A 12,488-nucleotide genomic window follows, 5' to 3' on the forward strand; every position below is an offset into this window, starting at 1 on the left:
AGTTTCTTTGACACTGAATTCGATCCCCTTTCACATCCATTATTTATTTGTAAGCCCTTTCATTATATGGGGAATTCCAGACTTTGTTTACCTGATAAACTATAGTTCATTCAGTAAAAAATATAGAAGTATGACCGGGACATGCTCTTCTTGTTCAATCAATCGACAGGAACGCTCAGACAGATATAAGTCCCTTGACCGGGCGCGCTCTCGATCAGAAAACGGAAGCGGCTGCCATATATCAGCTTCATGCGATAGATGACATTCTGCACGCCGATCCTCTCCCCGATCACTTCCTCGCTTTCAAGGTAGCTGTAGAATTGATTGACTTTATCCTCGTCCATGCCGACTCCGTTGTCCCTGATCGAGAACACCAGAGCTGCTGCCTGCGTCTCAATCCGCACCTCAATCCTTCCCCCGTTCCGGAGCGGCTCGATGCCGTGAATGCTGGCATTCTCCACGAACGGCAGGAACATCATCTTGGGCACCACGCATTCCTTGGCGGACGGATCAATATGAATATGATAGTCGAGCCGGTCCTCGAACCGATACTTCTGGATTTCCAGAAAGCACAGGACAAATTCAATTTCCTCCATGACCTTGACCCGATCCTTTCCCCAGGTGAGGGACATACGGAAGATCTTCGCCATATTGTGAATGATTTTGGCTGTTTCCATCTCGTCCTTGATCAGGCTGCGCATCCGGATCGTTTCCAGCGCATTGAACAGAAAATGCGGATTGATCTGGCTCTGCAGTGCATTCAGCTGCGCCTTCCTGCGCTCCAGCTCCAGCGATTTGGTCTGGATATCGGCAACGTACACATCGTCAATGAGGCTTTTCACCTGGATCGTCATCCGGTTGAACTCGCTTGTTAATTGGCCGATCTCATCGGTATGCTCCCGTTGGTTGATGATATCAAAATGCTGGTTTTTCACTTTCTTCATATGCTTGAGAATGCGGACCAGCCGGACATTCATGGACCTGGTGATCCAGAGGATGATCAGCGTCGGCAGAATAATGTTGATGCAAGCCAGAAGAATAATGAATTCCCGCGAATTGCGGACCTCCTTGAGCACTTCCTCCTCGGGAATTGTCCCGACGATCCGCCAGCCCTCCATATAATTGACATACTGGTAAGTCGTCTCGAATTCCAGCATGCCGGGCGGAAACTTAAGCGAGCTGAAGGAGGCCGAGTCTTTTCTCCAATCCACCTCGGGATCGGTCGTATACTCAATCTGATCCTGCGCATTGATCAAATAAATATGTCCCTGCAGATTCAGGTTTTGGAAAATCTGCTGGATCGACGTGGTTTTCATCTCGATTTTCAAAATTTTGTTCCAGTTGTTCTGGGAAGAGTAATAGTCCATTCTGCGGATAATGCTGAACGAATCCCTGACAGGCTCCGCGTCCTTCACCGAGAACAAGTCCTCCCGTTCGGTCCGGACAAAGATCGGCTGGGACGATTTGCTTTTTTCCAGCTGCTGATACCACACCGACTGCTTTACTTTATCCGTCAGATCCCCGATGCCCCCCGAGTGCAGAAGCGTGGGATTATCGACATAAATCTTGATGTTCTGGACGGCGTTGTACATGGGTGTGTAGTTGTTGATGATTTTGCGGAAATAAGAGTCGTAGGCGCCGACATAATCGGCAGGCTCCACATATTCGGCCTCCAACATGTCATTCAAATTAAGATCCGTGTAAAATGCGGTCGAGACGGTTACGGCATCTTCAATTTTGGCCCGGAATTCATTCTTGATCTGTTCGATTGCCCTCGTAATATCCTTCGTCCGCTGGTTCTTGACATTATTCGTTGTCACATAATAGAAAATGACATTCGTAAAGATGATCGGAACAAATACGCAGCAAATATAAAGAATCAGCATTTTGTTCCGCAACCGGACATTATTCAAGTTCAGGCTCGGCTTCACACGGATTGGTCCCCTTTACCGGAAGATGGCTGCTTACAGCAGCTTATTGCGGTATTCCGACGGCTTCATATGTTCAATCTTCTCGAACTGGTTGACGAAATAATCCGCACTGCTGAAGCCGACCTTCTCCGCTACCTCGTAAATCCGGATATCCGGCGATTGACGCAGCAGCTTCTTCGCTTCATTGACCCGTATTTGCAGCAGGAAGTCATTAAAATAAATTCCGTACGTTTTCTTGAACAGCTGTCCCAGATACACCGGGTTGATATAAAAATGGGATGCAATGCTCTTCAAGCTGATGTTGCCCGCATAATTCGCTTCAATGTAGCTGCGGACCTTCTGAATGCCGCCTTTTACCTGCACCTTTCTCAGCTCCGCGATATAGTCCTTGCTCTCTTCGACAAAACCGGCGAACAATCCCTTCAGCTCGCCAAGCGACAGGCTTAAGTCATGCCAGCCGACAATCGGAGCCATGCTCGCGAGAGACCGTTCATCCCCCTCCATGCTGCGGATGGCCTTGGTTATGCCGAGCACGCACTGGTGAATGGTCATTTTTACCGCTTCAGGCGCATACCGCTTCAGGCGGAAATCCTGGAACAGCGCGTCGACCGCAAGCTTTACCTTCTCCGACTGCTGTTCCTCAATCTGCTCAATAAAACGGCCTAATTCGGCCGGGTCCATTCCTATGTAGTTCAGCGGCTCCGATTGCACCTGACCATAGATGACGATACGGCTGTCATCGTGGATATATTTGTGCAGCATGGCTTCCTTGGCCGTTATGTAGGATTGCCGGATATTCGCCAGCCGGTCAACGGGAGCGCCGGCATAAAGAAAAACACGTCCCCCGGCCTCGACAGACATCGTCTGCCGGAATCTTACGGCGAACTGCCTGATGTCCCCCTTGAACGGCACCAGTACGTGATCGGGCAGCAGGATGCCGATCCGGTTCCGGTGCTCATGCAGGTAAAGCGGCTGATCCCCTGCGGTCATATCCTGAAGCGCTCGCTGTACAAGCTCCTTGAAGCGGGCGGATGAGAGCTGTTCGCCAGCCTCCTTCCATATATGGTTGTCGTTCAGCTCGGCGAACAGGTAGTACAAGCGATCGGCCTTGCCAAGCATGAGGCGCTGCTCCCATTCGGCAATAAAGCTGTCATCCGCCTCTCCAAGAATGAGAGATTCGATCATGGCTCCGGACAACAGACGGTCATGGCGTACGCGCTCTTCCCGCAGCCTCCCGAGCCTGTCGTTCAATTTGCGCAGCGCACCGGAAAATTCATGCTCATCGATCGGCTTGACGATAAAATCATGAACGCCGTAACGCACGGCCTGCTGGGCATATTTGAAATCATCGTAGCCGCTGATGATGATGAAGACAGGGCTTGCTTCATTCTCCTCCACGATGCGCCGGATCAGCTCCATCCCATCCAGCACCGGCATGCGGATATCGGTAATAACGAGATCGGGCCGAAGCCGCCGGATAAGCTCAAGAGCATCCTCACCGTTGTCCGCTTCGTCCACGACCTGGAAGCCGCAAGCCTCCCAGTCAATCAGCTTCATCAAGCCTTTGCGGGTGAAAACCTCGTCATCCACCAGAATAACGCTGTACATGGATCAATCATTCCTTTCCGCTATTCTCTCTCATATAGTAACATCTACTCCGGTGCAGCGGACAATGAGGTCTCCATTTTATGAAATGATTGTAATCGAATATCCCTGCCGATTCCGGGCACGTCAAAAAGGAGCCCCGCTGGTCGAATGCGGGCTCCTGAAATTTGACGAAAGCTCCTTAATCGGCAATATTCCTGCCGGTCTGCGGCCTAGCTCTGCGCCTCGAGAAGTTTCCGTATCTTGTCCGTCGTCACTCCATCATGAAGGGGCACGTGAATCGAAATCTGAAGATCCCCGGCACCCATCGGCTGGAAGGAAATATGATCAAAGGCCAGCTTGCCGACGACCGGATGATTGATGATTTTATCGGCATCCGTGGTTTCCAGCACATCATGAAGCTGCCAAAATTCTCTGAACTCCGGACTGACGGCAGATAAAGCTGCGACCTGCTCGGACCACCAGGGATCATCGATAAAACGGGCATACTCCCTGCGGAACTGAGCCACCATACACCTCGCATGCTCTTCCCATTGTACCCCTTTGCGCTGCCGGAAATCCCCGGAAGTAAATGTAATCCACAGTAAATTCCGCTCCTGCCACGACAAGCCTTCCATATCGCCGTTTACTGCGCTAAAAGCCTTGTTCCATGCCATAATATTCATTCTGGAATCCATCGCGCAGCCGGGGGAAGTATGGAGATCCTCCAGAAAACGCTGAAGCACCGGAGTAACCTCCGTCTGCTGCCTCGGCTGCTCGGGCGGCGGCTGGCGATGCGCCAGAAAAAACATATGCTTGCGCTCAGCCGCATCCAGCTGGAGCACTTCCGCCAGACTTTCAAGCACCTCCGCCGAGACATTGATATGGCGTCCCTGCTCCAGGTAGGTATACCATTCCAGGCTGACTCCAGCCAGCATGGCCACTTCTCCGCGCCGCAGTCCCGGCGTGCGCCTGCGCCCGTCATCCGGCAGGCCAGCGCGCCCCGGCGTAATGCGTTCCCGCCGGTTGCGCAGAAAATCAGCCAGCTCGCTGTAGCGATCAAATTCCTTTGTAGCCATAATCTTGGTTCCTCCAATCCGTGATTCCATTCCCAAGGAGGGTGGTAGTACGGGTTCCAGTATAACCGGTCCTCTCCCTATACAATATTGCTCATTATACAATAGCCTATGACAAGCCGCATCATAAATCAAACCTTGGGAGGAAAAGATCTTATGAACATGAGCTCTAATACCATTCTTATTACAGGCGGCGCATCCGGCATCGGTTATGCGCTTGCGGAACGATTCATCCAGGCAGGCAATAAAGTCATCATCTGCGGAAGAAGAGCGGATAAACTGGCCGAAGCCAAAGCAGCTCTTCCCGAGCTTGTAACGTATACATTCGACGTATCCAGGGAAGAGGACCGCATTGCCCTGTTCAAACAGGTGACGCAGGAGCACCCCGAGACGAATATTCTCCTGAACAATGCCGGCATCATGCGCTACCAGGATTTCACCAAGCCGGAAGACTGGAAGGAAACAGTCTCCGAAATCGAAATTAATCTGGCGGCACCCGTTCATTTATCGCGATTGTTCACGGAGCATTTGATGAGGCAAAAAAATGCGTCGATCATGAACGTCACTTCCGGACTTGCTCATGTAGCATTGGCTCTGACTCCTGTATACAGCGCAACCAAGGCCGCTCTTCACTCCTTTACCTTGTCATTGAGACATCTATTGGCCGGCCACTCCATCCGCGTCATTGAAATTTCGCCGCCCCATACCAATACCGATCTGGGAATTCCCGGCGGAAATGCCGTAGGCATACCGGTGGAGCTGTTCGCCGACGAGACAATGAAGGCTCTTGCTCTGGATGAAGATGAGATTACGTACGGCTGGTCCCAGCTGACGGCTCAGGCTTCGCGTGCGGAACGCGACGAAATGTTCAAGCAGGTGAACGCCAAAGCTTCGGTTTAAGTCTCTCCCCGTGGAATTTTTACATCCGTTCTGGAAAGCTTTATTATAGAGATAAAGCTGCACGGCTGTTGCTCTCACTAAACAACGGCATGTGATACACGGGAGGAAAATGAAATGGATTTGGGACTAGGCGGAAAAGTAGCAATTGTTACTGGAGCAAGCGCAGGGATCGGTTTTGCCTGCTCCAGGGCATTATTCCAAGAGGGTGCTGCCGTTGTCATGGTTGCAAGGGATCCTGACCGCGCCAAGCAGGCGGTAGACGCGATTCTTTCAGGCCGCTCCAGGGAGGAAGCAGCCCGTATTATCACTGTAGCAGGCGATATGAATGAGCCGCAGACGGCTAAGCAGGCGGTTACCGCAGCGCTGGGAGTTAATGGCCGTATTGATATTTTGATCAATAATGCCGGTTCCGCCAAAGCGGGGTCTTTCTTCGAAATGCCTGAAGAAGCTTTTTTGGAGGCATGGAATTTAAAGCTGCTTGGTTACATCCGAATGGTCAAGGAAGCAGCGCCCCACATGATCAAACAGAGAGACGGGCGTATTGTTAACATTGTCGGCGGCGCAGGACGGACGCCAACCCCTGCATTCCTCGCGGGCAGTACCGCCAATGCGGCGCTGCTCAATTTTACAAGGGGCATTTCCAAGGAACTGGCGAAATCGAACGTCAGGATTAACGTCATTTCACCGGGCGCAACCAACACGGAACGTGCGGAAAAGCTCGCCCAACAGAACGCGGAGGCCAAAGGCATCACCGTCGATGCCCAGAAAGCGGAGATGAACGCCGCGATTCCGCTCGGGCACATGGTCGATCCGTCCGAAATTGCAGCGATGGCGCTGCTGCTTGTTTCCGATCATGTTCCTTCCATTACGGGCACGGAAATTGTCATCGACGGCGGACAGCAGCCGGGCGTTTGAACGGCCCTTCTGCCGACCGCATAATTGATGCACAATACCAGATAAAAAAGGCACATGGCAGAGAAATCACGCCATGTGCCTTTTGCGCGCAATATTCACCGCCGTCTTGGTGGCGCCGCCATCCAATCCGGCAACATATCTCATTCCATGATCACGTCCTTGTTATCTTGACCTGTAATACTCACTCGACCGCAGGGGCAATGGAGCCCATCCCCCATCAATAAAGATGATAGTTCCGTTTGAGATTTGCAAAGTCACGGCTTTCCGCATGGAACTGCTCCAGCATAAACGCCAGATCTGCTGAATCGCCACGGTACAAATTATCCCCGCACAGCAAATCAATAAAAGGTCTGGCGTTCTCCCTTATTGGCGGCAGGAATGAAAATGGTTCATAAAACCTCCTGATTGTATACATAAGAGTAACTCCCGTTTTTACAGCCTGGATGGTACGGGCATCTGTTACATGAAGCTGTACACCGCCGCAGAGCTCGTCTTTATATTTGGAAGCCGTTGGTTTGAAGTAAACAGGTCGGAAAAGCACGCCGGGCAGCTTCATCCGGTTCATTTCATCCGCCAGCTGCAGCGCATTGATGAACGGTGCTCCTATGATTTCAAAAGGAAACGTGGTTCCTCTTCCTTCAGAAATATTGGTGCCCTCAAATAAGCAGGTGCCGGAATACAGCAATGCCGTCTCAAAGCGCGGAATTCCCATGGAGGGCTGCACCCAGATACGGCCCGTGTCAGGGAATTGCATCCTCCGGTCCCAGCCGTCGCATCGCACGATAGTCAGCTTGCCGTTCCAGTTCATCTGATCATTGGCCATTGAAGCTACCTCGCCAGGGGTCAAGCCATAGCGCACACAGAGAGGGTAATTGCCCACGAACGATTGATAGCCTGGCTTCAGAATATTCCCTTCCACCGTCACGCCATCGAGCGGATTGATCCGGTCGAGAACGACAAATTCCTTGCCGTTTTTTGCACAATCCTCCAAAGCGTAAAGCATGGTGTAGATAAAGGTATAATACCGTACTCCCACATCCTGAATATCGTAAACGACCATATCTACTCTCTCCAGCATCTCCTGAGTCAGCCGCTTGGAATCCTTCCGGTACAAGCTGTATACGGGCACGCCAGTAACCGGATCCTGATAGGTATCTACCATAGCCCCGGCTTCTTGGTCGCCGCGAACACCATGTTCTGGCGAGAACAGGGCGGCCAGGTTGAAATTCTCATGCAGAATCTGAATGGTAGCTGCAAAATCATTGTTCAATCCTGTAGGACCCGTAATCAGTCCCAACCGTTTGCCTTTGAATACATGGGCATATTGCGTTATACAGTCAATACCATTTCGGATCATAGCTGCCCCTTAAGGACACGCATACTTTCCTCCGGAATCGTGAAGGTCTCCGCATACTCGTTTCGGGATTCGATGCCGCGGACTCTGGACAAATGCTTATAATATTCCAAATAAGGGAAGGATTTGCTTCCGGTCACAAACCAGTGCCGTGACACGGCCTTAATCCACAAATCATAAGCTTCTTGAGAGAAATCCACATATACATAAGGTACAAAGCCGACTGCGTCCTCCCAGTTCTCCGCATAATACAGCCTGGAGGCAAAGAAAGCGGGATTCTCCCGTTCCAGAGGGGCAAGAGCCGCATAGAAGCGCGCGTCGTTGACAATAAGATGAGTCGTCATATGATCCTTGTGCATGCTGTTCTTGAAGTGAGTGATAATAACATTGGGCCGCACTTCACGAATCACATCACATACTCGCAGACGCATCTCCTCGTTATCCTGCAGCTCTCCATCGGGTATCTCGAATACGATGGATTCACCGCCCAGCATCTCTGCGAAAGCTGCGGCTTCCCTGACCTTCTGCTCGCGGTACTCCCCCACATCTCTGCCTGCCGGAACTCCGCGTTCACCCGCTGTCAGCGCTAAAGTTACAATCCTGTCGCCGCTCAGCGCATGGCTTGCCAGGACGCCTCCAGCAGTCAGCTCCATATCGCCCACGTGACCGCCGACCGCCAATATCGTTAATTGTTGTTCACTCATAATCAGAGCTCCCTTCTCATCACAGCAAAGTGTTTGACCGTCCGAAAGCCAGCCTTCTCGTAAATCCGGATGGCCGGATTGGTGCTGCCCGTATACAATGACATATACGTAGCTTGGATACGTTGAAATGCTTCACATAATTTAAAGAAAAGGATACTCCCCAGTCCGTGTCCCTCATGCTCAGGATGTACTCCGATTCCGGTAAAATAGCTTCTGCCGTTGTTCTGGCGTATGACTGGACCGGCGAAGCCGACTGCTTTCCCTTCATATACGGCGAATAGAACAGGCACGCTGTCGGCGGCACATTGTGCTATTTCCCTCTTCCACAATGGATTATTGAATCCGTCCAGCATTTCCTCCACACCGCTGATCTCCTCTGATTTAAACAGTTCCACCCTGTAACCGTCCATGCCCGCTGCTGCTTCTTTGGCTTTCATATCATCAGGAACAGTGAAACCGGCAAGATTCAGATACATCGCACATTCTCTGGCACGTTCTGCATAACCCTGACTGAGCAGAAAGCGATAAAGCGCACTGTTTACCGGTACGCCGGGTGCGTTGTTATGCTCATGATGCGGGGTGTCCGGTATATACCAAGGCAATCGCATGGGATTAAAAAACATGAGCTCTGACTGCTGTTTACCCAAATACTTAAAACGGTTCTCCAAGGCCTCTAACATCATCGCGTACGTTTCATTGGTTCTACAATCGCTGGATAATACTATACAGGTTATATAGCCAGCAGCATGTCCCAAGGGCAAGTCATCGCCCGTACATCCACAGGCAAAGCCTTTAACCTGATCAGATTCCAGTAAAATAAATGTCGTTTCTTCATCAAAGTAGGGGCTGGACAAAAAAATGTCTGTGAAGCTTATTTCGGTAAGCTCCTTATATCCGTCTTTCACAGCTTCCTTGTTCCACAAAGATATAACCCCTTGAGTATAATGGCTGTCCCAAGACACAATCATGAAGCTATGCCTCCATTCAGGAAGGAATTTAATAAGAGATTTTCCCCAGAATCACTGCTCGCTGGGCTCCCGTGACGACAGGAAGATTGTTAGGCTGCGCAGCCATTGTATAATCGGCAAGCAAGGCGAAAGCAATCGCCTCCTTGGCATCGCTGTGATATCCAGCCTCTTCTTGAGTAACCACCTGCACATTCATAGACTCGAGCTCATGCTTTAGAAATTTCATCAGCACCGGATTATAGCTTCCTCCTCCACCCACGATCATCATATCTGCTGGGTGGCGGTGGCGGATAAAACGGGAGTAAGCCTCTCCAATCGACCACGCAGTGAGCATGGTGACGGTAGCGACGATATCATCTGAAGATAGACTGTTCTCTTGTTGATAGCGAATCAGCCCATCGATATAAGATGTGCCAAAGCGTTCTCTGCCCGTTGATTTGGGCAAAGGAAGGCTGTAATAGGCCTCTTGCTGCAGCATACGAAGAAGATCGCTGTTTATGTCGCCCCTATGAGCTATGGCCCCTCCGGTATCCATCGTTTTTTCTCCGGGATATAAACGCGCCACCACACCATCGATCAGCATGTTCCCCGGACCCGTATCAAACGCAAAAACCTGATCCGGGGTGCCGCCTGCCGGAATCACGGTAATATTGCCGATGCCGCCAATATTCTGCAGCAGCAGGGTCCGATTGTCCTCCCGGTACAGCAGATATTCCGTAAACGGAACCAGCGGTGCCCCTTGCCCGCCGACAGCCATATCAGCCACGCGGAAATCCGATACGCAGGGAATTCCGGTTCGGGCAGATATAACCGCACCTTCTCCAATCTGCACCGTGTAATGAAGATTGTAACCATCCACATCATGCGCTTCAGGTGCATGATAAATCGTTTGCCCGTGGGAACCGATGACCGCAATGTCTTTGGACTCGAGACCGGCTGCCGCTATGACAGACAGGGCAGACTCCGCAAACAGCTCGCCTAACCATATATTCATGCGTCCGACTCTGTCTATTGCCGCCTCCTTCGGATCAAACAAGGCAAAAATCTCTTTCCTGACTTTTGCCGGATAGGGCTTATTCTCAAATGCGATCAGGCGGACATGAGGCTGCCCGCCGGGAACACCGTTAATCTCAATCACGGCGGCATCGATACCATCCACAGAAGTACCGGACATCAAACCCACGGCATAGCGACGGTCATAAGCAGGCAATGACAAGCTGGCCATTTAACCTTTCACCGCCCCTACGGTAACGCCCTCCAAAAAATACTTTTGCAGGCTGAAAAACAGAATAAACATAGGAAGGGCGGATATCGTGGCGCCTGCCATCATCGGAGCGAAATAAGTTGTATTGGCGAAGCGGAAATTTTTCAAACCAACCTGGATGGTTTGCATATCCATTGTATTGGTAACAAGAAACGGCCAGAAGAAGGAGTTCCAATTATCCATGAACGTGAGGATTGCCATGACGGCCATGACGGTTTTGGATAAAGGCAGGATAATTCTGAGATAGATTTGCAGCTGGCTGCAGCCTTCTATTTTGGCGCTTTCTATAATCTCTTTGGGGATGGTGGTCATAAATTGTTTGGCAAGAAAAATATTATATACCGTAACCAGACCTGGCAGAATCAAGGCGCTGTAGGTATTCTGAATGCTGAATACATTGACGATCAGGATATACAAGGGTACCTGTGTCACTTGATAAGGAATCATCATGGAGCATAGCAGCAAAGCAAAGAGCCACGCTCTGCCTTTAAATTTAATTTTCGAGAATGCATAACCTGCCATACTTGCAAAAAATACATTGGAAATGGTGACGCTCCCCGCCACGATCAAGGAGTTCAAAAGCCATCTGACGGAATATTCGCTGTAATCGAAGAAAAACTTGTAGGAATCAAATGATATCTTGGTAGGAAAGAGGGAATAACTCATCGCACCTGCTTCAACGGGATCCCCCAAGGATGAAATGATCATAAAATAAATGGGGAATAACGTTGCCAAGGCAAAGATTAGAAGCAAAATGATGATCGCCGTATTTCTGATATATCTGATCTTATTGTTCTCTGAATGGTTGCTAAAGAGCGCCATCTATGATCCTCCTTCCCCCTAATATTCCACTTCTTTGCCAAGGAATTTGAATTGGACCAATGCTATTCCCGCGATGAGAAGCGCCAGGATCAAGGATTGCGCAGCCGCTTCGCCGAACTCGAAGTACTTGAATGCATTATTGAATATGAGCAATCCGACCATCGTAGTTGCATTATCGGGACCTCCGCCTGTCATCAAATAAGCGTTCTGAAACACCTGGAACGAACCGATAACACCGGTGACCAAGAGAAATAAGGTCGTTGGCTTCAGGCAAGGAATGACGATATACCAAAGCTTTTGCAGGAAAGACGCCCCATCGAGCTCGGCCGCTTCATAGTAGCTCCCGTCTATGCCCAGCAAGGCTGCCAAATAGATGATAATACTCGCACCATGACTGGATAGCCATGCCATAAACACCAAAGAGAACATGGATGTTGAGCTCGATCCCAGCCAATTCTGGTTGCCGATCCCAACCGAGCTAATCAATTGATTAAAAATACCTGACGGCATCGGATCAAAAATCCACAGCCATACAACCGATAAGGCAACACCTGAAGCAACTGCCGGAAGATAATAGACGGCCTTAAAGGTCGTCTGCATCCATTTCTTCAATGGAATAATCAGGATCGCCACGGCAAAGGACAGGAACAGGGCCACAGGCACGGTTAGAATCGTATACACAACGGTATTTTTGATGGATTTCCAGAATAAGGAATTCTGTATCGTATGAGCATAATTATCGAATCCAACAAAGGTGGATCCCAGCGGTTTATATTCCTGAAAGCTGATCACGAAGGCACTGGCAACCGGATAGGCCGTAAACATTGCAAATATGACTAAAGCTACGGCGATAAATGCATATCCCCAAGCTCCGTCTCCTTTTATTTTTCGCTTTTTTATGAATTTTCTTGAGTGAATCATACAGCTGCACCTCATTTCAGATATCCGGCTCGCTCAACCGGATAGCCGC

11 protein-coding genes are annotated in these 12,488 nt (G+C 50.2%); 2 read left to right on the forward strand and 9 right to left on the reverse strand.

Annotation, left to right across the window (positions count from 1 at the left end):
* Positions 1 to 158: 158 nt before the first annotated feature.
* The 3 genes from AC0YOA_RS31505 to AC0YOA_RS31515 all read right to left on the reverse strand — a co-directional run bounded on the left by AC0YOA_RS31505 (position 159) and on the right by AC0YOA_RS31515 (position 4,594).
* Positions 159 to 1,886 (reverse strand): sensor histidine kinase, encoded by a 1,728-nt coding sequence (locus tag AC0YOA_RS31505; RefSeq protein WP_475789995.1) that lies wholly within the window; start codon positions 1,884 to 1,886, stop codon positions 159 to 161.
* A 78-nt stretch (positions 1,887 to 1,964) separates the two neighbouring features.
* Positions 1,965 to 3,539, reverse strand: coding sequence for a response regulator transcription factor (locus AC0YOA_RS31510; RefSeq protein ID WP_475789968.1), 1,575 nt, complete (start codon positions 3,537 to 3,539; stop codon positions 1,965 to 1,967).
* Positions 3,540 to 3,748: 209 nt separating this feature from the next.
* Positions 3,749 to 4,594: a helix-turn-helix transcriptional regulator gene (locus AC0YOA_RS31515; RefSeq protein WP_475789969.1), complete on the reverse strand. Its 846-nt coding sequence runs from the start codon at positions 4,592 to 4,594 to the stop codon at positions 3,749 to 3,751.
* A 153-nt stretch (positions 4,595 to 4,747) separates the two neighbouring features.
* On the opposite strand from AC0YOA_RS31515, the gene AC0YOA_RS31520 reads away from it, so the two are divergent.
* Positions 4,748 to 5,491, forward strand: coding sequence for an SDR family oxidoreductase (locus tag AC0YOA_RS31520; RefSeq protein ID WP_475789970.1), 744 nt, complete (start codon positions 4,748 to 4,750; stop codon positions 5,489 to 5,491).
* A gap of 114 nt (positions 5,492 to 5,605) precedes the next feature.
* A complete protein-coding gene (locus AC0YOA_RS31525) occupies positions 5,606 to 6,406 on the forward strand; it encodes an SDR family NAD(P)-dependent oxidoreductase (protein WP_475789971.1) in 801 nt (266 codons plus the stop codon).
* Positions 6,407 to 6,623: 217 nt separating this feature from the next.
* Here AC0YOA_RS31525 and AC0YOA_RS31530 read toward each other — a convergent pair whose 3' ends face one another.
* From AC0YOA_RS31530 to AC0YOA_RS31555, 6 genes are read right to left on the reverse strand one after another with little or no spacing between them, the layout of a single operon-like run.
* Positions 6,624 to 7,763, reverse strand: coding sequence for an exo-beta-N-acetylmuramidase NamZ family protein (locus AC0YOA_RS31530; RefSeq protein WP_475789972.1), 1,140 nt, complete (start codon positions 7,761 to 7,763; stop codon positions 6,624 to 6,626).
* Positions 7,760 to 8,464, reverse strand: coding sequence for a PIG-L deacetylase family protein (locus AC0YOA_RS31535; RefSeq protein WP_475789973.1), 705 nt, complete (start codon positions 8,462 to 8,464; stop codon positions 7,760 to 7,762). Before AC0YOA_RS31535 ends, AC0YOA_RS31530 begins: the two co-directional genes overlap by 4 nt.
* A gap of 2 nt (positions 8,465 to 8,466) precedes the next feature.
* Complete coding sequence (locus AC0YOA_RS31540) at positions 8,467 to 9,432, reverse strand: GNAT family N-acetyltransferase (RefSeq protein WP_475789974.1); 966 nt, start codon at positions 9,430 to 9,432, stop codon at positions 8,467 to 8,469.
* A 28-nt stretch (positions 9,433 to 9,460) separates the two neighbouring features.
* Positions 9,461 to 10,657 (reverse strand): anhydro-N-acetylmuramic acid kinase, encoded by a 1,197-nt coding sequence (locus AC0YOA_RS31545; RefSeq protein WP_475789975.1) that lies wholly within the window; start codon positions 10,655 to 10,657, stop codon positions 9,461 to 9,463.
* Positions 10,658 to 11,518, reverse strand: coding sequence for a carbohydrate ABC transporter permease (locus AC0YOA_RS31550; protein WP_475789976.1), 861 nt, complete (start codon positions 11,516 to 11,518; stop codon positions 10,658 to 10,660).
* Positions 11,519 to 11,536: 18 nt separating this feature from the next.
* Positions 11,537 to 12,439 carry a carbohydrate ABC transporter permease gene (locus tag AC0YOA_RS31555; RefSeq protein WP_475789977.1) on the reverse strand — a complete coding sequence of 301 codons (903 nt, stop codon included), beginning with the start codon at positions 12,437 to 12,439 and terminating at the stop codon, positions 11,537 to 11,539.
* Positions 12,440 to 12,488 lie beyond the last annotated feature (49 nt).

Source organism: Paenibacillus sp. JT22N12, assembly GCF_056269365.1.